Origin of the sequence: Leptothrix cholodnii SP-6, assembly GCF_000019785.1 — a bacterium.
Classification (GTDB): domain Bacteria; phylum Pseudomonadota; class Gammaproteobacteria; order Burkholderiales; family Burkholderiaceae_C; genus Sphaerotilus; species Sphaerotilus cholodnii.
The window spans coordinates 3,204,147-3,223,362 of record NC_010524.1 but is presented as its reverse complement, the minus strand read 5'-3'; the positions used below and the strand labels follow the sequence as shown (position 1 = coordinate 3,223,362).

Here is a 19,216-nt window from a genome sequence, read left to right as displayed (position 1 = left end):
ATTGATTAGCCAGTTTCATGCCGAAGGTTCCGCCTCGGCCGCCATCCATCAGCGTCTTGAACCACCTAACGCCATGAAGCCCCAGATCGCCGACATCACCCAGCGCATCCGCGAACGCAGCCGCCCGACGCGTGACGCCTACCTCGCCCGCACCCGTGCCGCCGCCGCCCGTCCCAGAGGCGCCGACCGCATGGGCTGCGCCAACGTGGCGCACGCCTTTGCCGCGCTGCCGGGCGCCGACAAGTTCCGCGTGGTGGCCGAGAAGGCACCCAACATCGGCATCATCACCGCCTACAACGACATGCTCTCGGCGCACCAGCCGTACGAGGGCTTCCCGGCCGTGATCCGCGACGAGGCGCACAAGCTCGGCGCCACCGTGCAGGTCGCCGGCGGCGTGCCGGCGATGTGCGACGGCGTCACCCAAGGCCTGCCCGGCATGGAGCTGAGCCTGTTCTCGCGCGACACCATCGCGATGGCCACCGCGGTCGGCCTGACGCACGACGTGTTCGATGCCGCGCTGCTGCTGGGCGTGTGCGACAAGATCGTGCCCGGCCTCTTGATCGGCGCGCTGCATTTCGGCCACCTGCCGTGCGTGTTCGTGCCGGCCGGGCCGATGAGCACGGGCCTGTCCAACAGCGACAAGTCCAAGGTGCGCGAGCAGTTCGCACAAGGCCTGGTCGGCCGCGACAAGCTGCTCGAAGCCGAATCGGCCGCCTACCACGGCGCCGGCACCTGCACCTTCTACGGCACCGCCAACAGCAACCAGATGCTGCTCGAGGCGATGGGCCTGCACGTGCCGGGCTCGGCCTTCGTGCACCCGCACGCCCAGCTTCGCGAGGAACTCACCCGCGCCGCGGTGCGCCAGGTGCTCGCCATCCGCCAGGGCCAGCGCCTCGCCGACGGGTCGGGCGGCGATCGATACCGGCCGATCGGCGAATTGGTCGACGAGCGCTGCATCGTCAACGCCATGATCGCGCTGCTCGCCACCGGCGGCTCCACCAACCACCTGATCCACTGGGTGGCGGTGGCGCGCTCGGCCGGCATCCTGATCGACTGGACCGACTTCTCCGAGCTGTCGGGCTGCGTGCCGCTGCTGGCCCGCGTCTATCCGAACGGCAAGGCCGACGTCAACCAGTTCCAGAGCGCCGGCGGCCCCGGCTTCGTGCTGCGCGAGCTGCTCGACAGCGGCTGCCTGCACGGCGACGTCATGACCGTGGCCGACGGCGGCATGGCCGCCTACGGCACGCTGCCGGCGTTCGGTGCCGACGGCCGGCTGGCCTGGGCGCCGCTGCCGGCCGAGTCGGGCGACGAGTCCATCGTGCGCAAGGCCAGCGCCCCGTTCGGCGAGACCGGCGGCCTCAAGCTGCTGGCCGGCAACCTCGGCCGCGGCGTGATGAAGGTCAGCGCGGTGCCCGAAGACCGCCACGTCATCGAAGCGCCCGCGATCGTCTTCAACAGCCAGGACGAACTGCACGTCGCCTTCAAGAAGGGCGAACTCGAACGCGACTTCGTCGCCGTCGTGCGCTTCCAGGGCCCCAAGGCGAACGGCATGCCCGAGCTGCACAAGCTGACCCCGCCGCTGGCGGTGCTGCAGGACCGCGGCTTCCGCGTCGCGCTGGTCACCGACGGCCGCATGAGCGGCGCTTCGGGCAAGGTGCCGGCCGCCATCCACGTCAGCCCCGAAGTGCTGGCCGGTGGGCCGCTGGGCAAGGTTCGCAGCGGCGACATCGTGCGGGTCGACGCCGTCACCGGCACGCTCGACGCCCTGGTGAGTGCCGAGGAATGGGCCGCCCGTGCCATCGAGGACCGTCCCGCCGCCGTGGCCGAAGAGGCCGCCTACGGCCTTGGCCGCGAACTCTTCGGCGGCATGCGCCGCAGCGTGCTGACCGCCGAAGAAGGCGCGATCACCTGGCTGTGACCCTTTCAACCACAAAGTCTGAACCCATGAACACACTCAGCCTCGCCAGCCACGGCCCCGTGATCCCCGTCATCGTGCTCGACCGCGTCGAGGACGCCGTGCCGCTGGCGCGCGCCCTGGTCGCCGGCGGCGTGCGCGTGCTGGAGGTGACGCTGCGCACCGCCGCCGCGCTGAAATGCATCGAGGCCATGATCGCCGAGGTGCCCGACGCCATCGTCGGCGCCGGCACCATCCGCTCGGTGGCCGATGCCCGCGCCGTCAAGGCACTGGGCTGCCAGTTCGCCGTCAGCCCGGGTTACACCAGCGAGATCGGCCGCGCCTGCCTCGACATCGGCCTGCCGCTGCTGCCCGGCGTGTCGACCGCCAGCGAGGTCATGATGGCCAACGCCGACGGCTACCAGTTCCTCAAGCTCTTCCCGGCCACCGCGGTCGGCGGCGTCAATCTGCTGAAGGCCTTTGCCAGCCCCTTCCACGACGTCGCGTTCTGCCCCACCGGCGGCATCACGCTCGAGACCGCGCCGCAGTTCCTGTCGCTGCCCAACGTCAAGGTCTGCGGCGGCTCCTGGCTGACGCCGGCCGATGCGGTCAAGTCGGGCGACTGGGCCCGCATCACCAAGCTGGCGAGCGAGACGCACGCGCTGCGCGCCTGACTCCAGCGTCTTTCCGGACGAAACAACGGCCTCCTCGGAGGCCGTTTTTCATTCCGCTGCCGGCGGCGTCATTCCACCGCCTGGGCCTGCACCATGCTGGCGTAGAGCCCGCTGCGTGTCATCAGCTCGGCGTGCGAGCCTTGCTCCAGCACGCGGCCGTCGGCCAGCACGTAGATGCAATCGGCGTTGCGCACCGTGCTGAGCCGATGCGCGATCAGGATCAGCGTCTTGTTGCCGTGCCACTGCTCGATCGACTGCTGCACCACGCGCTCGCTTTCGGTGTCGAGCGCCGAGGTGGCTTCATCGAAGACCCAGATGCGCGCGTCCTTGTAGAGCGCCCGCGCGATCGCCAGGCGCTGGCGCTGGCCGCCCGACAGCCGGCTGCCGTTGCTGCCGACCAGCGTCTCGATGCCGTCGGGCGAGCGCTGCACGAACTCCCACAGATTGGCTGCCTTCAGGCACTGCTCGATGCGCGCCGGATCCTTGGGCTGCACATAGGCCACGTTGTCGGCGATCGAGCCGTCGAACAGCACGATGTCCTGCGACACCACCGCGAACTGGCTGCGCAGCGAGGCCTTGCGGATCTCCTGGAGGTCGATGCCGGCCAGCGTCACCGCGCCGCTGGTGGGCGCGACGAAACCCAGCAGCGTGTTGATGACGGTGGTCTTGCCCGAGCCCGACGGCCCGACCAGCGCGATCGTGCGGCCCTCGGGGATGGCCAGGTCGATGCCGGCCAATGCCTTCTGTTCCGAGCCCGGATAGCTCAGCGCCACGCGCTCGAAGCGGATGTCGCGCGCCGCCGTGTCGGTGGGCACGTCGCGGCTGCCGCGGTCGGGCTCGGGCGGGGTGTCGATCAGGTCGAAGCAGGCCCCCGCGCCGACCAGGCCGGAGGTGATGGGCTGGGAAACGTCGGTCAGATGCTTCATCGGCGAGATCGTCAGCAGCATCGCGGTGATGAAGGCGATGAAGTCGCCCACCGTCGCCTGACCCTGGCGCGCCTCGATCAGCGCCAGCGTCAGGATCACCGCCACGCCGATGCTGGCGACGATCTGCGTCAGCGGCGTCATGGTGGCGCCGGCGGCCACGCTCTTGAGCGTGACGCGGCGAAACAGCTGGGCTTCGGTGTCGAAGCGCTTCTGCTCGAACTCGGCGGCGCCGAAGGTGCGCACCACCCGCCAGGCGCGCGTGATGTCGTCGACGATGCCGATCAGCCGGTGCTGCAGCTCGTACGACGACCGGCTGAGTCGGTGCACCCGCTGCTGCACCCGCCGCACCACCAGCGCCAGCAGCGGCGCGATCGCGAAGGTCACCAGCGTGAGCTGCCAGTTCAGATAGAACAGATAACCGAGCATCGCCACCAGCGTGGTGCCGTTGCGCAGCACCGTGACCACCGCGCCGCCGAGCGTGGCGGTGGCGTTCTGCGGATCGTTGATGACACGCGAGGCGGCCACGCCCGGGCTCAGCGAGTTGTAGAGGCTGGCGTCGGCGCGCATCACCGCGCCGAGCAGCTCGCGGCGCAGCGTCAGCACCGCCTTCGAGGTCGACGATGAAAACAGGTAGGTGCCACAGAACGACAGGAAACCGCGCCCGGCGAACAGCCCGATCACGATCACCGGCATGATCCAGGTCGGGATCGTCTGCTCGGGCTTGAAGCCCTGGTCGAGCAGCTCCTTGAGCAGCGCCGGGATCAGCGGCTCGACCGCCGCGGACAGGAAGAAACACAGGATGCCGAGGCCGAACTCGAGCTTGTGCGGCCGCAGATAGCTCAGCAGGCGGCGGGCGGTCTCTTTGGATTGCATGTCTCTTCTTGTGGGTCGGGGGACGCGGGCGGGGGCTGATTCTCGGTCAGCCCATCATCAGGCTCATCAGTTCGTCGACCTTGAGCACGCCGGCGCCCTGGCGGCCGTCGCGGTCGGCCTCGAGCACGCTGTCGGCGAGCTCGCGCTTGTCCGCGTGCAGCGCCACGATCTTCTCCTCCAGCGTGCCCTTGTTGACCAGCCGATAGACCGTCACCGGCCGCTGCTGGCCGATGCGGTGGGCGCGGCCGCTGGCCTGGTCCTCGGCGGCGGGGTTCCACCACGGGTCGGCGATCACGACGTAGTCGGCCACCGTCAGGTTCAGGCCGAAGCCGCCGGCCTTCAGGCTGATCAGGAAGAAATCGCCCTCACCGGCCTGGAAGGCGGCGACGCGCCGGGTGCGCTCGGCCGACGGCGTGCTGCCGTCGAGGTACTGGTAGCGCAGGCCGGCGGCGTCGAGCGGCTCGCGCAGCAGCGCCAGGAAGTCGACGAACTGGCTGAACACCAGCGCCTTGTGGCCGTTGGCGACCAGCTCGGCCGCCAGCTCGCCGAACGCCATCACCTTGGCGCCGGGCTGGACCAGGTCGGGCGTGACCAGCCGCGGGTCGCAGGCGGCGCGCCGCAGGCGCATCAGCTGGGCCAGGATGTTGAGGTGCGCCTGGCCGGCGCCGTCGGCGCTCATTGCCCGCTCGGCGTCGCGCAGGGCCTGGCGGCGCAGCGCCTCGTAGTGGGCCTGTTCGGTGGCGTTGCCTTGCACCATCAGGGTCTGTTCGGTGCGCGGGGGCAGGTCGTCGAGCACCTCGGCCTTGCTGCGGCGCAGGATGAAGGGCGCGATCAGCCGGCGCAACGTGCGCTGGGCGCCGCGGTGGCGGTCGCGCTCGATCGGCACCGCGAAGCGGCTGTTGAACTGCGCCAGCGTGCCCAGCAGCCCGGGGTTGCAGACCCGCATGATCGACCACAGCTCGGTCAGCCGGTTCTCGATCGGCGTGCCCGACAGCGCCAGCCGGAAGCCCGCGCTCAGCTCGAACGCCGCCTGGCTGCGCTTGGCCGCGGCGTTCTTGATCGCCTGCGCCTCGTCGAGCACCAGCGTGTGCCAGCTGCGTCCGGCAAAGGCCTCTGCGTTGACCTGCTGCATCTGGTAGGACACGACGATGACGTCGCCCGGGCCGGCGGCCTCGATCAGCGCGTCGCGGTTGCCGCGTTCGTCGCCTTCGGCGTAGGCCAGCAGATTGAGCGTGGGTGCGAAGCGGCGCGCCTCGGCCTGCCAGTTGCCGATCAGCGAGGTCGGCGCCACCACCAGCGCGGGGCCGCCGGCGGCGCGCTCGAGCAGCACGGCCAGCGCCTGCAGCGTCTTGCCCAGGCCCATGTCGTCGGCCAGCACCGCGCCCAGGCCGGCCTCGGCCAGCCGCATCGCCCATTGGTAGCCTTCTTCCTGATACGGCCGCAGCTGCGCCTGCAGCGTGGCCGGCAGCCCGGGCGCCCAGTGCTGCGCGCGCACCAGGGTTTCGAGCCGGTCCTGGAAGGCGCCGTCGGTCTGCACCTGGGCGCCGGCCAGCGCGCTGTCGAGCCAGGCCGCGGCCACCGGGGCGAGCCGGGCGGTGGTTTCGCCGGCCTTGCGCTGCAGTTCGGCGACGGCGGCGAGGTCGTCGAGGCGGGCGCGCAGCTCCTCGGTCAGCGCCAGGTAGCGGCCTTCGCCCAGCGGCACGAAGCGGCTGCGGGAGCTGTCGCTCCAGTCGAGCAGCTGGCCGAGGCTGAACACCAGCTTCTCATCGACCTGCAGGCCGCCCTGCAGCGCCAGCCATTCGTTGCCGGACTGGACCTGCACGCTGAGCTGGCCGATGCCGACGCTGTCGACGCGGATCGAGCGGCCTTTCGGCCAGTCGAGCGCGGCCACCGCGTTGAGGCTGTGCAGGCGCTCGATCAGCGCCAGCGTGGCATCGGCGTTCTCGATCGCCCACTGCGCCGGCACCAGCTGGCCGGGCGTGCGCGGCACCGGCAGCGGCGTGAGCATCGGGCAGGCGTCCATCACCGTCTCGAGGTGGCCGAGCTCGGCCGCCAAGTCGCGCTGCGCGCCCAGCGTCTCGCCCTTGACCGCGGCGATCAGGCGGGCGCGGCCGTGGCCGGGTGTCTGGCGCGGGCCGTCGTCGCCGAACGGCGCCACCACCAGCCGCAGCCGCACGCCGTCGCCCTCGGGCGTCAGCTCGGCGCGCAGGCGCGGATCGGCCGGCACCTCGCGGCTGGCCTGCAGCTCGTCGGCGTGGATGTGGAAATGCGCGCCCAGGTTGTGCAGCACCGGCTGCAGCTGCGCGACCGCCGACTTGGGCACCGTGAGGCCGGCGCCGACCAGCTGGGCGACGCGTTTCTGCGCCGCGCTGTAGCGGATCACGCGGGCGCGCTGCGGCTCGTCGCGCAGCAGCGTCAGACCGCGCAGGGCCTCGGCCTCCTTCAGCTCGGCGGCGCTGGGTTGCCAGCGGCGTCCCCAGTCGTCGTTGAGGTCGGCCTCGCCGTCGTCGTCGAGACCGCTGCGCGGCGGCGGGGTGAGGCGCACCTGCAGCGTGTCGCCGTGGTCGATCACCTCGATCTCGGGGCTGGCCTCGACCAGCGTGACCGGCAGATCGGGTGCGTCGGCCCAGGCCGCCAGCGGATGGCCGATCAGCGCGGCGGCGGCAGCAGCCAGGTCGATGCGCAGGCTGCGGTCGGCGGTGTTCTGGCGGATGCAGCGCGCCACCGCGGCGTCCCACGGCGGCAGGCTCTCGGTCTTGGCGAGGCGGGCCAGGCCCACCACCTTGCCCTTGCCCCAGCCGCGCGGGCCCTGTTTCTGCTCGAGCGGCGTGATGGCGCGCAGCGCGCCCTGCGGGCTGACGTCGAGCTGCCACCACAGCCGCGTCTCGGCCAGCGCGGCGCCCCCGGCCGGGCCGGCCGGCGCGCCGCTGCCGATGGCGGCCAGCGCGGCCAGCGCCACTTCCCAGCCGGCCCGAGGCGGCGGCACGAAGAACCACTCCGGGCTGGGCTGGTGCTGGATCACCGCCAGCGCGGCGTCGAGCTGCTCGACCAGGCCCAGATGGCCGGCCGACACCAGGCGGCGGCGCAGCAGCGCGGCGGCGGCCTGGTCGTGGGGGTCGAGCGTGGCGCCTTCGAGCGTGGCGTCTTCGGGCGCGTCGCCCTGTTCGGTCAGCCAGGCGCGCATCAGCCAGCGCCACCAGTCGAGCGTCATCACGTAGGGCGTGCGGCTGTGCGGGCGCATCAGCGACAGGTCACGGCGCGCCTCGCCCAGGCGCATCTGCAGCGCCAGTGCCATCAGGCCCCAGGCGGTGTCGGGGCTGGGACTGCGCTTGCCGGCTTCGGCCAGGCAGAACTTGAGCGCGACCTGCCACTGCGCCGGCTCGCGCTGCGCCATCAGCGACAGCACATACGGCGTGGCCAGCGTCAGCGACAGCAGGCCCTTGCGCTGGCCGGTGTCCTTCTTCATCTGCGCCAGCGCCTGTTCGTAGCCGGCCAGCGCCTGCGGCCAATCGGCCTGGCGGCTCAGGCGCGCGGCGTCGAGCACCTGCGCCACCGGCGCCCAGGCCGGGTGCTGCTGCACCAGCGGCTGCATCACGGCGGCGATCTCGTCGTGGCGGCCGGCCAGCAGCAGGGTCTCGGCCCAGTTCAGGCGCAGCGCGGCGAGGTCGAGGCCGGCGCCCGATGCGCCGGCATGGGTGGCCGGCCGGCCGCGCCAGGCCAGCAGCGTCTCGGTCAGGCTGGCCGCCGGCAGGGCGGTCTGCGCCAGCCAGTGGCCGTTGAGCTGGGCCAGCTCGTGGTTGAGCACCTCGACCTGCACGGCGGGGTGCAGGTGGTTGAACAGGGGCTGGTCGAGCACGTCGAGCACGGCGCGGCCGAACACGTGCTCCCAGCTCATGCCCCAGGCGCAGCCGGCTTTCAGGCGCTCGACCTCGGCCGGCCCGTGGCCGCTCAGCAGCGACAGCCGTGTCAGCGCGCAGCCGGCTTCGACGGTCGGGAAATGGTCGTAGCCGCGCGCGCCGCCCAGGCCGCCGAAGTGTTCGTGGCGCACCAGCGCGGCCAGCAGGTCGGCGCTCGGGTACTGGTCGAGCAGGTGGCGGTAGACCGCGCTCAGCACCAGCGGATGGATCTGCCAGAAGCCCGGCTTGGTGGAGGCCTCGGCGATCCAGGCCTGCTCGGCCAGCAGGGCCAGCGCCACCCGCACGCTGTCGTTGGTGTAGCGGCGGTTCTGGCTGTCGCGCCAGCCGAGCTCGACCATCAGGCCCATCACCCAGGTGCGCGGCCGGGGCGCGGCGCCCAGCGCCAGCGCGTGCAGGGCGTTCAGTGCGTCATGGGGCAGGCGCGGCAGGTCGCGCGCGATGTCGAGGGCCGGATCGGCGGGGGATGGGGTCATGGGCATGGCGCGGGATTGTCGGTGGTGCGCGGCGCGCCACGCATCGTTCAGGTGCCGTGCTGGATCAGCTCGATCTTGTAGCCGTCGGGGTCGGTGATGAAGGCGATCACGGTGCTGCCGCCCTTGACCGGGCCGGCCTCGCGGGTGATGGCGCCGCCGAGCTGCGCGGCCTTGGCGCGCACCGCCTCGCAGGTGGCGGCGGCGTCGTCGACGCCGATGGCGACGTGGCCGTAGGCGGTGCCGAGCTCGTAGTGGTCGACGCCGTGGTTGTAGGTCAGCTCCAGCTCGGCCTGTTCCGGGTTGCCGCCGTAGCCGAGAAAGGCCAGGTCGTACTGCTGCTCGGGTCGATGGGTGGTGCGCAGCAGCTGCATGCCGAGCACCTCGGTGTAGAAGGCGATCGAGCGCGGCAGGTTGCCCACGCGCAGCATGGTGTGGAGGAATCGCATCGGGTTGTCCTTCAGGTGGAAGATCGATTTTCAGCGGGCTGACGCGCCATCGTGCGGGCGGCGGCGAGGGCCCGGCGGCGCAGCTCGCCAAGGGTACGCCGGTCGGTCGCCGCACCGGACGGCGCCTGGTAGCGCCAGGCCTCCAGCGCCAGCAGCGCGGCGGCCAGTGTCTCGGCGGCCGTGCCGTGTTGCCGGCGCAGCGCCGCGGCCAGGCTGCGCGGCGGCAGGTGCGCCGGGCAGTCGATGCCACGCTGCATGAGCGCCTTGCGCACGCCGGCGTAGGCGCGCAGCCAGGGGTCGCGCTGACGCACCCGGCGCGCTTGCCAGGCGCCCAACGCCGCGCCCAGCAGGGCGAGCCCGGCCAGCCCGATCGCCAGCAGCCGGCCCAGATCCGCCAGATCGGGCGACTGCCAGCCCAGCGCACGCAGCAGGTCGAGCTGGCGCTGGCGGCCGTGGCTGAGCACCCACTGGTTCCACTGGTGGTCGAGCGCACCCCAGACCGCGCGCACGCGCGCCAGCAGCGCCGGGTCGACCTGCGCCAGCGCACCGGCCATCAGCCCGCGCGGCGGGGCCAGCCGCTGGCTGCGCTGGATGCGGTCGGGCGCCACCGCGGCGGTGGGGTCGACGCGCACCCAGCCGTCGCCGGCGCGCCAGTATTCGGCCCAGGCGTGGGCGTCGCTCTGGCGCACCTCGAGCACGCCGTCGATCGGGTTGAACTGGCCGCCCTGGTAGCCGGTGACGATGCGCGCGGGCACGCCCATCGCCCGCATCAGCACCACGAAGGCGGTGGCGAAGTGCTCGCAGAAGCCCTCGCGGCGGTCGAGCCAGAAGGCGTCGAGCGGCTGCTCGCCATAGGTGCCCGGCGCCAGCGTATAGCTGTAGCCGCCCTGGCGGATGTGCACGACCAGCGCCACCGCCAGCAGATCGGCGAGCTGGTTCGGGCTGGCCTGCGCGAAGGCCGGCTGGCTGCGCAGCGCCTGGGCCCAGGCGATGCTGCGCGGGTGCTGGCCGGGCGGCAGCTGCAGATAGGTCGGCAGCAGGCCCTCGGGCGACGCGGCGGCACGCGAGCGCACGGCGGCCTGTGCCTGCAGCCGCACGCGCTCGGCGATCGGCCGGCCGGTGATCCACTGGCCGTCGGGGTGGGCGTAGAGCTCGACCTCGCCGCTGTCGACCTGCGGCCGGCTGACGCTGGTTTCGAGCAGCGGCAGCGTCGACACGCGCAGCGGCTCGACCGTCATCTCGTAGGCCAGCGCGGTGTCGCGCGGCGACGGATTCGGCAGCGCCAGGCTGGTGTCACCCGGCCGCCACGGCAGCGCGACCCAGCGCTGGCCGTCGGGCAGGCTCAGCACCGGGCCGCGGAAATAGAGCGTCGACGCGGCCGGCGCCGGGCCGAAAAAACGCACCCGCAGCGCGGTGCTGTCGTCCAGCGCCAGCTCGGCCACGTCGCCGAGCTGCAGCTGATCCGACAGGCCGGTGCGCCCGCCGGCCTCGCCCGGCACGCCCCACAGCGGCGCCATGCGCGGGAAGAAGATGAACAGCGCCGCGATCAGCGGTGCGCCCAGCACCAGCATGCGCCCCGCCAACCCCGCCACCTGCGCCAGCCGCGGCCGCCCGACCGGCATGTGCGCCAGCACCAGCGCGGCCAGCAGCCCCCAGACCGACAGCACCATCGCGACCGCGGTGGCGAGCGACTGCGAGTGCAAAAAGTTCGCCAGCACCAGGAAGAAGCCGAGGAAAAACAGCACCAGCGCGTCGCGGCGGGCCCGCAGCTCCAGCGTCTTGAGCGCGGTCAGCAGCACCAGCAGCGCCAGGCCGGCCTCCTTGCCGGTCAGGCTGCGGTAGGTCAGCACGGTGGCGCCGATGCAGGCCAGCAGCAGCAGGATCAGCAGCCAGCGCGGCGGCAGCGGACGCACGCGCCAGGCCAGCACGGCGCGCCACAGCAGCGCCGCGGCGCTGAACAGGCTGCACCAGAGCGGCACGTGCGGGGCTTGCGGCAGCAGCGTCCAGGCCAGCACCGCGAGCATGAACAGGGTGTCGCGCGATTCGCGGCCGGGCTGCGCGGCACGCTCGCGCCAGGCGGCGCCCAGGCGTGCGCGGCGGGTTGGGGCGGATGGCGCGGCGGGGCTGTTCATCTCAATCGACACGGGCGTTCGCCAGCGCATCCAGACAGACCAGCCGGTGCGCCGCACCGCTGCCTTCGCCGACCTCGGCGCCGGGCAGGCGCAGCGTGGTGCGCAGGCCGGCGCGTTCGGCCATCAGCACCCAGGCACACAGGCGTGACAGTCGCGCCTCGGCGTCGCCACCGAGCGCGGCGGTGTGCTGCCAGGCCAGCAGCCGGCCGCGCTGCGGCGGCGCACGGTGTTCGCGCACCAGCAGTTCGCCGCCGCTGTCGAGCTGGCGCGCCGACAGTCGCCACAGCACCTGGCTCGGGCTGTCGCCGCGGCGCCAGGGGCGCACGCCGTCGGGCTCGGGGAAGTCGCTGCCACGCGCCATCCAGCTGGGGCGTGGCGCCGAGTCGGGCGTGGTGTCGTCGCCGCTGGCGGTCAGCGGCGGCATGGGCGGCGGATCGGCCTCGGCCGCCGGCCAGACCAGGATCTGCGCCGCCGGCCGCCAGACCGACCAGGCGCGCAGCAGGCCGAGCGGGAAACGGCTTTCGATGCGCAGCGCCGGCAGCAGCTGCGGGCCGCGCTGCAGCGGGGCGTGGCCGAGCCGCAGATCCTGGCTGCCGCCGGTGGGCACGTCGATCCATTGCAGGCCGGCTTCGCCCGGTGTTCCGGACTGGCGTGCCGACCAGCTCAGGCCGATGCCGTGGCGGCCCAGGAACAGCCAGCGCGCCAGGGCGCCGCGCTGCAGCGTGTCCTGCAGGTGCAGCGGCAGCTCGATGACCTGGCCGACGTGGCCGCGCACCGGTGTCGGGCCGTCGTTGCGCAGGCTCAGTTCGAGCCCGCGCAGCGTCGCGTGGGTGGCGTGGATGGCCACCACGCCGGCGCTGGCGAGCACGAAGGTCAGCAGGTAGCCGAGGTTGAGCTGGTAGTTGATCGAGCCCAGCAGCAGCGCGATCAGCAGCGCAGCGTAGAGCCAGCCGGCGCTGGTCGGCAGGATGTAGACGCTGCGCTGCGTCAGCAGCCAGCGCTCGGTGCGGGGGTGGCGGCTGTCCCACCAGTTGCGCCACCAGCCTGCCGGGCCGGCGCGCCATGCGCCCGCTGCGCCGAGGTCTGCCATCAGACCAGCCCCACGTGCTCCAGCATCGCCTGCACCTGCGCGGCGCGGCCGCGCCCGGCGCCGGCACGCGGCAGCAGGCGGTGCGCGAGCACCGGCACCGCGACCGCCTGCAGGTCGTCGGGCACGACGTGGTCGCGGCCGTCGAGCAGGGCGCGGGCGCGGGCGGCGCGCAGCCAGGCCAGGCCGGCGCGTGGCGACAGGCCCTGCGTGAACCAGGCGCCCGAGCGGGTGGCGGCGATCAGCGCCTGCAGGTAGTCGAGCAGGGCCGGCGCGGCGTGCACCTGCAGCACCGCGGCCTGCGCGGCCAGCAGCTGCTCGCCGTTCATCACCGGCTGCAGCTCGCGGATGGCGGTGCGCCGGTCGGTGCCGACCAGCAGCTCGCGCTCGGCCGCGGCGTCGGGATAGCCGAGGCTCAGGCACATCAGGAAGCGGTCGAGCTGGCTCTCGGGCAGCGGGTAGGTGCCCAGCTGCTCGGCCGGGTTCTGCGTCGCGATGACGAAGAACGGCGCCGGCAGCGGGTGGCTCTGACCGTCGACGCTGACCTGGTGTTCTTCCATCGCCTCCAGCAGCGCGCTCTGCGTGCGCGGGCCGGCGCGGTTGATCTCGTCGGCCAGCAGCACCTGCGTGAACAGCGGGCCGGGGTGGAACACGAAGGCATCGCCCGAACCGACCCGTCCGCGCTCGAACACGCTGACGCCGATCAGGTCGCTGGGCATCAGGTCGGCGGTGAACTGCACGCGCGAAAACCGCAGCCCCATCGACACCGCCAGCGTGTGCGCGAGGGTGGTCTTGCCGACGCCGGGCAGGTCCTCGATCAGCAGATGGCCACCGGCCAGAAGGCAGGCGACGCCGTCGCGGATCTGCGCCGGTTTGCCCACCACCACCGTGCTAATCTGGTGCAAGAGGCGGTCGAGAACGAGGGCCAGCGGCGCCCGGGCGGGCCTGTGCGACAGACCTTGAGCCAGGTCATGGCGTGGCGTTGTGGCAGCGCCACCGGCGGTGGCAGGCGTCAGTTGCAGGTGATCCGTTGGCCTCATCATTCTCACCATAACCCAAACCAGAGAGACAGCATGAGCGTGCACCCGCGCGCCGTGACCGAACATGAGCACAGCCTATTTCAGCCATCCCGACTGCCGCGGCCACGACATGGGCCCCGGCCACCCCGAGTGCCCGCAGCGGCTCGACGCGATCGAGGACCACCTGCTCGCCACCGGCCTGGACATCGCGCTCACGCGCATGGATCCGCCGCTGGTCGAGCACAGCGACCTGATGCTGGCGCACGGCGAGGGTTACCTGCTCGAGCTCGACGAGTTCATGCGCCAGGCCGCCGAGACCGGCGAACACCGTGCGCTCGACCAGGACACCACCGTCTGCCCCGCCACCCGCCAGGCGATGCTGCGTGCCGCCGGCGCCGCGGTCGCGGCCACCGATGCGGTGCTCGACGGCAAGGTGGTCAACGCCTTCTGCGCCATCCGCCCGCCCGGTCACCACGCCACGCGCAACGAGGCGATGGGCTTCTGCTTCTACAACAACGTGGCGGTGGCGGCACGCCATGCGCTCGACGTGCGCGGCCTGGAGCGGGTGGCGATCATCGATTTCGACGTGCACCACGGCAACGGCACCGAAGACATCGTGGCCGGCGACGACCGCATCCTGATGGTGAGCTTCTTCCAGGATCAGCTCTACCCCTTCAGCGGCGGCATCCCGATGGGGCCGAACATGGTCAATCTGGCGATCCCGGCCTACACCCGCGGCGCCGAGATCCGCGAGCTGATCGAGGCCAACTGGATGCCTCGGCTGGAGGCCTTCGAGCCCCAGATGATCTTCATCTCGGCCGGCTTCGATGCCCACCGCGAAGACGAGCTCGGCCAGCTCGGCCTGGTCGAGGCCGACTACGCCTGGATCACGCAGCGCATCGTCGACGTGGCCGAGCGCCACAGCGGCGCTCGCATCGTCTCGTGTCTCGAGGGCGGCTATTCGCTCAGCTCGCTGGCGCGCAGCGTGGCGGCGCATCTGCGGGTGCTGGCGGGGGTCTGAGCGGCACGCGCCCTGATGTTCAGGGCGCCGATCCGCCGCCGGTCGCACCGGCCGAGGCCGAGCGCTGCGGCAGCAGCTCGGTGCTGTAGAGCACCTCGACGCGGATGCGGCTGCGCACCGGCTGGCCGTCCTTCATGCCGGGCGTGAAACGGGCGGCCAGAAAGGCTTGCCGGGCGGCGTCGTCCAGGCTCGGCGGCAGGCTGTCGCTTTCGGTGCGCACCCGCTGCACCTGGCCCGACGGATCGATGAACAGCGTCAGCACCGCGCGATAGCGGCCCAGCGGCGCGGTGTCCGGGAAGGGCAGCGCGATCTCGGCCTGCGCCGCGGGCGGCTGGTCGAGCTGGCTGCGGCTCAGGTAGTGGTCGTCGCCATCGCCGTTGCCGCCGGTTCCGTCATCGTCGCGACCTGCGCGGGCGATCGCGCCGGCCTCGGTGGCGGCGTCAGGTGCTGCGGGCAGGGCCGGGGGCGTTGCGTCCGGCGCGGCGATCGGGGCGGTTTCAGGTACCGGATCCGGCGCCGTCGCTGCGGCGGGCGCTTCCACGGCGGCAACCGCCACGGCGGGTGCTGACGGCCCATCGAGCAGCCGCACGGTCGAGATGCCGGCCGGCTCAGGCGAGGGTGGCACCGCCCGGCGGCTGCTGGCGCCGCCGCTGCGCCCACCGCCATCCTGCCAGTTCACCAGCAGGGCGGCGTGAACCAGCGCCGAGAGCAGCGCGCAGATCAGCAGCAGCCGGCGCGGGTGGCGGGTGGCGCGGCCGGCCACGCCGGGCGTGGGCCGGGGCGGCAAGGTGGCCGCGCCGCGCATGGCGATCAGTCCGTCAGTTCGCGCCACGACGAGCGCTTGACGGTGTTGCCCGGCGACACCGAGCCGCCGCCGCCGGCCGTCAGCGTGGTCTTCTGGTCCTGCGTGGTCACGATGGCGCTGACCTTGCCGTTGATGCTCATGACCCGGTTCAGGCCGACGATCATGGTGGTGAACGACGACGTGCCGAGCACGTTGCCGTTGGTCAGGTCGAACTGGTAGAGGTAGGAGACGCCGCCTTGCGAGCAGGCGTCGGCGGTCGGCACGGTGGAGGCGAAGGCCAGCACGCCCGAGGCCAGCTGCACGCCGTCGAGGTGCACGCGCTCCTTGCTCGACACCGTGAGGTCGACGTACCAGCCGTTCTTCGTGCCCCAGTCCACCGGCGCGACGGTGTCGATGCCGCGGCTGCTGTTGAGGGTCTGCTGCACCAGGGCGGCGCCGGTGTCGCGCAACACGCCCACGCCGGTTTCGCCGAGGGTGTCCTTGATCGAGTAGATGCTTTGCAGGGTGGTGTTGGTGAGGTCATCGAGATTGAGCAGGCGGCCGGTGCCGAAGCTCACCACCGGCGTCTGCAGGCCGTTGATGCTGGCTTCGGTCAGCACCAGCTTGCCGGTGATCGGCTGGGCCGTGCCGTCGGCGCTCTGGGCCTTGCCCAGCAGCACGGCTTCACGGCCGGCCGGGGCCAGGCGGTCGTCGTGGTCGAAGCGCCAGACGTTGCCGAGCATGTCGCCGGCGTAGAAACGCAGCGCCGTGTTGTCGGAGTCGGCGTTGATCCAGGCGTTCAGGCGGCCCAGGTTGCTGGGGGTGCCGACATCGCCGGCGCTGGTGGCGACCGTGCGGACCAGCGCGCCGGTCACGGCGTTGACCACGTAGAGGCGGCCGACGCCGTCGCCGGAGCCGGCGTTGTTGTTGAGGCCGGAGGTGAACACCACCACCCAGGTGCCCGTCGCATCCTTCGTGACCACCGGGTTGCCGTAGGTGAGGCCGAGGTTGGCGTCGCTGAATTCCCACAGCAGCACGGGAGACTCCGGCGTCGTCACGTCGAGCGCGTAGTAGCTGCGCCCGCCCGCACCGAGGCCGCCGACCAGGATGGTGCGCCAGCGTCCGGCGGCGCTGTCGTAGATGTCCGAGACGTTGGGCGTGGCGTCGACGAAGAAGCGGTGGTCGGTGTCGTAGCTTTCGCTGGCCAGGCGCCACATCTCGGGCATCACCGCGCTCGGCACGAAGGCCCACAGCTCGGCACCGCCGGTGCCGTCGCCGGCGCCGGTGCCGACCTTGAAGGCGTGCAGCATGCCGTCGTTGGCGGCGGCGTAGACCACCTTGGTCCGGTTGGCCTGTGCGCTGACGAAGCTGGCGTAGTCGGCGTCCGCGTAGCGGAACGGCGGCTTGCCCACATACACCGGCGAGGCGTTGACGAAGTCGCCCAGCAGCCCGTTGCGGGTGCGGAAGACCTGGTTGTCGACATCGGCGGCGCTCTGGTAGAGCGTGGCGTCACCGGCCAGGAAGTTGACCAGATTGGCCCCCGTGACCTTGGCCAGTGCGGCGGGGGTCAGGGTGGCGCACTGGCTCAGGTTGGTCGCGGGCGAGCTCAGGGCGCTGCCGCAGCGGTTGTCGAACAGCGCGCCCTGGCCGGCCGCGGTCAGGTTGTCGTAGGTGAAGTCCCCGAGCGTGCCCGCGTTGTTGAACAGGATGCGGCGTGACGATGTGCGCGCCCGCAGCTGGTTGCCGGCGCTCCAGATCTCGTTGCCGGCGGCGGTGTTGGGCGCGACCAGTTCATTGGCGCTGTTGAAGGTGAACTTGAAGGCGCGCAGGTCGCCGGTCCAGTCGATCGTGGTGAAGCTGGGCAGGAAGACCCAGTCGTCGCCGGTCACGGGCGTGAGCGTGCTGGCGGCCGCCGCTGCGCCGGATTCGGTCACCCGACGGATCGCGCTCAGGGTGGTCGAGATGGCGTCGTCGAGCTGGTTCGGATCGGCCGCCGAGAAGTACTGGCCGCGGCCGTTGACGCCGGCGTGCCAGAGGTCGTCGATGTGGGTGGCGTTTTCGCTGCCGCCGGTGGTGCCGCGTGGCACCGGCCAGTTCTTCGCGCCGCTGCGCAGATCGGCGAAGTCGCCGGTGGTCTGCGTCAGGTAGTTGCGGTCGTAGCTGAGCGTGCCCTTCAGGCCGAGGCCGATCGTGAAGGTGGTCATGTGCTGGTGCGCTGCGCTGTCGTCACCGCTGGTGGGCACGTTGTCGACCATGTCGGGGCGCAGGTCGGTCTTCCAGTAGTACTGGGCGATGTCGGCCAGCGAGTTGCTGTCGCCGGCGGTGGTGGCGGTGGTCTCCGTCGTGCCGGCGTCGGCCAGGGGGCCCGTGCTCAGCACGGTCGGCGTGCCGGTGGCGAGGGTGACCGTGTTGCGGCTCAGCTCGGTGCCGTCGACGCCCGGTGTGTAGTACACCGTGCCGGTGCTCCAGCCGGTCGGCAGGCTCGACCGGGCAATGCAGTTGGTGTTCGAGCCGCCGTTGTTGTTCCAGGTGCCGGTGGTCGTGGCCGTGACGCTGCCGTCGGTCGCGCTGACCTGCGCGGCGTTGGCCGTGGTGGTCGAGGTCGGGTTGGCGGGGATGCCGTTGGTGGTCACCTGCGTGACGGTGGTCCGGTTGGTGACGTCCTGGACGAGCGTGCGCTGGAACGATGCGGTGTCGATCCGGCGCTGACCCTGCTGGGAGACGCGCCGGCCGTTGCCGGAGTTGCAGCTGTTGTTGGTGATGGTGTTGGCGGTGCGCCGCAGCGTGATGTCGGTGCGCCGATCCAGGATCGTCTGCGTGCGGTCGACCGAGCCCGAGATCGTCACGCGCGTGACGGTCACGGTGCTGCCGTCCTTCATCGGCCGGACTTCGGTGCCGTCCTGCTGGCCGACGAGCGTGGTGCCGTCGAGCGCCAGCGCCCGGTAGGTGGTGCTCTCGTTTCCGGTGTTCCAGTAACCATCGGTGGACAGCACGGCGTAGTTGCGCTGGCACGAGTACTGCACCGGGTCGGTCTGGCCGGCGATCACGTTGCCGTAGTAGCGCCCGACCTTGGAGAGTGCGCCGCGCAAGGGCGTGCTGCCGCTGATGCCGCTGGTGTAGAGCAGGTTGAAGAAGCTGGTTTTCTGTGCCGTGTCGAAGTCGCCGACGTTCAGGAAGCTGGTGCCGGTGACACCCGTCTGGCTGATCCTGGTGAAGCCGACGCGGTAGGCATTCGACAGGTCGGCAAAGGCCCGGCCTGCCGCCGAGCGCATGGTCAGCTGGCGCTTGCGGTAGTAGGAATACCAGTTGGCGTAGTTCTGTGCATCGGTCGATGCGTTGCTCATCGTGCGCTGTTCGAAGCGCGCGTTGCCGGCCCCGTCAGCGGGGATCGCGGTCATGCACTCGGTGAAGAACGTGGTGGTCCTGTCGACCGTGCCGTTGCTGCCGTAGCGCCACGACAGCGCGGGCTCGCTGCCGAGGTAGTGGTAGTAGACGCGGCCCGTCAGATCTGTGACACCCGATGAGGTGCTGAAGCCGTCCGAGCGCGCCGCCGTGAAGCTGGCGTCGGCGTAGTTGCTGACCGCGCCGGTGGTCGGGTCGATCCGGACCGGTGGGGTGTACGTGATGTCGGGGTTGTAGGCCACGCCGTTGCATTGCGCCGACCTGAAGCCGTAGACGTTGTCGCCGACCTGGTCGTTGTTGTCGTCGAGCTCGTCGGGCATGAAGTCCCAGGCCATCGAGCCCGAGTCGTCGAGGATGAACATGATGTTGGGCTTGGCCGTCGTGGTCGACGTCGAGCTCAGCGGCACGTTCGAGATGTCGGGCGTGGCGGCCCAGGTGCTGCCCAGCAGCACCAGCAGCACGGCGGACAGGATCGGGCTGCGCAGGGCCCGTGGCCCGGCCTTCGATGTGAGCCGGGCGCCGCGCGCTGCAGGGCTTGTGGGGCGGATGGACATGGCAGGCCTCGATC

The 19,216-nt window shown here is 71.8% G+C and carries 11 protein-coding genes; 3 read left to right on the top strand and 8 right to left on the bottom strand.

Annotated elements, in window-relative coordinates; all coding sequences use genetic code 11:
• Window positions 1–73: 73 nt before the first annotated feature.
• Together edd and eda are read left to right on the top strand one after the other, a co-directional pair.
• Window positions 74–1,918: a phosphogluconate dehydratase gene (gene edd / locus LCHO_RS14610; protein ID WP_012347938.1), complete on the top strand. Its 1,845-nt coding sequence runs from the start codon at window positions 74–76 to the stop codon at window positions 1,916–1,918.
• 26 nt (window positions 1,919–1,944) lie between these two features.
• Complete coding sequence (gene eda, locus LCHO_RS14605) at window positions 1,945–2,568, top strand: bifunctional 4-hydroxy-2-oxoglutarate aldolase/2-dehydro-3-deoxy-phosphogluconate aldolase (RefSeq protein WP_012347937.1); 624 nt, start codon at window positions 1,945–1,947, stop codon at window positions 2,566–2,568.
• Between the two features lie 68 nt (window positions 2,569–2,636).
• Here eda and msbA read toward each other — a convergent pair whose 3' ends face one another.
• Genes msbA through LCHO_RS14575 form a run of 6 tightly spaced genes read right to left on the bottom strand, consistent with a single transcriptional unit; the run spans window position 2,637 to window position 13,474 of the window.
• A complete protein-coding gene (msbA, locus tag LCHO_RS14600; RefSeq protein WP_012347936.1) occupies window positions 2,637–4,367 on the bottom strand; it encodes a lipid A export permease/ATP-binding protein MsbA in 1,731 nt (576 codons plus the stop codon).
• Between the two features lie 46 nt (window positions 4,368–4,413).
• A complete protein-coding gene (locus tag LCHO_RS14595) occupies window positions 4,414–8,757 on the bottom strand; it encodes a DEAD/DEAH box helicase (protein WP_223210447.1) in 4,344 nt (1,447 codons plus the stop codon).
• Between the two features lie 47 nt (window positions 8,758–8,804).
• The gene (gloA, locus tag LCHO_RS14590) at window positions 8,805–9,203 is read right to left on the bottom strand and encodes a lactoylglutathione lyase (RefSeq protein WP_012347934.1); all 399 of its coding nucleotides are present in this window, start codon (window positions 9,201–9,203) and stop codon (window positions 8,805–8,807) included.
• A gap of 11 nt (window positions 9,204–9,214) precedes the next feature.
• Window positions 9,215–11,335: a transglutaminase TgpA family protein gene (locus LCHO_RS14585; RefSeq protein WP_012347933.1), complete on the bottom strand. Its 2,121-nt coding sequence runs from the start codon at window positions 11,333–11,335 to the stop codon at window positions 9,215–9,217.
• 1 nt (window position 11,336) lies between these two features.
• Window positions 11,337–12,425, bottom strand: a complete 1,089-nt coding sequence (locus tag LCHO_RS14580; protein ID WP_012347932.1) for a DUF58 domain-containing protein — start codon at window positions 12,423–12,425, stop codon at window positions 11,337–11,339.
• Window positions 12,425–13,474 (bottom strand): AAA family ATPase, encoded by a 1,050-nt coding sequence (locus LCHO_RS14575; RefSeq protein ID WP_012347931.1) that lies wholly within the window; start codon window positions 13,472–13,474, stop codon window positions 12,425–12,427. The genes LCHO_RS14580 and LCHO_RS14575 overlap by 1 nt, the downstream gene beginning before the upstream one ends.
• Window positions 13,475–13,526: 52 nt before the next feature.
• On the opposite strand from LCHO_RS14575, the gene LCHO_RS14570 reads away from it, so the two are divergent.
• A complete protein-coding gene (locus LCHO_RS14570) occupies window positions 13,527–14,462 on the top strand; it encodes a histone deacetylase family protein (protein ID WP_012347930.1) in 936 nt (311 codons plus the stop codon).
• Window positions 14,463–14,481: 19 nt separating this feature from the next.
• Here LCHO_RS14570 and LCHO_RS14565 read toward each other — a convergent pair whose 3' ends face one another.
• Entirely contained in the window at window positions 14,482–15,267 is a 786-nt protein-coding gene (locus LCHO_RS14565; protein WP_012347929.1) for a TonB family protein, read from the bottom strand.
• Window positions 15,268–15,272: 5 nt separating this feature from the next.
• Window positions 15,273–19,202, bottom strand: coding sequence for a pilus assembly protein (locus tag LCHO_RS22285; RefSeq protein ID WP_012347928.1), 3,930 nt, complete (start codon window positions 19,200–19,202; stop codon window positions 15,273–15,275).
• Between the last annotated feature and the right edge of the window lie 14 nt (window positions 19,203–19,216).

Bases quoted from the DNA above. Each gene is read 5' to 3' on its own strand.
- eda (WP_012347937.1), top strand. From the start codon at position 1,945: ATGAACACACTCAGCCTCGCCAGCCACGGCCCCGTGATCCCCGTCATC.
- LCHO_RS14565 (WP_012347929.1), bottom strand. From the start codon at position 15,267: ATGCGCGGCGCGGCCACCTTGCCGCCCCGGCCCACGCCCGGCGTGGCC.
- LCHO_RS14580 (WP_012347932.1), bottom strand. From the start codon at position 12,425: ATGGCAGACCTCGGCGCAGCGGGCGCATGGCGCGCCGGCCCGGCAGGC.
- msbA (WP_012347936.1), bottom strand. From the start codon at position 4,367: ATGCAATCCAAAGAGACCGCCCGCCGCCTGCTGAGCTATCTGCGGCCG.
- LCHO_RS14575 (WP_012347931.1), bottom strand. From the start codon at position 13,474: ATGGTGAGAATGATGAGGCCAACGGATCACCTGCAACTGACGCCTGCC.
- gloA (WP_012347934.1), bottom strand. From the start codon at position 9,203: ATGCGATTCCTCCACACCATGCTGCGCGTGGGCAACCTGCCGCGCTCG.
- LCHO_RS14570 (WP_012347930.1), top strand. From the start codon at position 13,527: ATGAGCACAGCCTATTTCAGCCATCCCGACTGCCGCGGCCACGACATG.
- LCHO_RS22285 (WP_012347928.1), bottom strand. From the start codon at position 19,202: ATGTCCATCCGCCCCACAAGCCCTGCAGCGCGCGGCGCCCGGCTCACA.
- LCHO_RS14595 (WP_223210447.1), bottom strand. From the start codon at position 8,757: ATGACCCCATCCCCCGCCGATCCGGCCCTCGACATCGCGCGCGACCTG.
- LCHO_RS14585 (WP_012347933.1), bottom strand. From the start codon at position 11,335: ATGAACAGCCCCGCCGCGCCATCCGCCCCAACCCGCCGCGCACGCCTG.
- edd (WP_012347938.1), top strand. From the start codon at position 74: ATGAAGCCCCAGATCGCCGACATCACCCAGCGCATCCGCGAACGCAGC.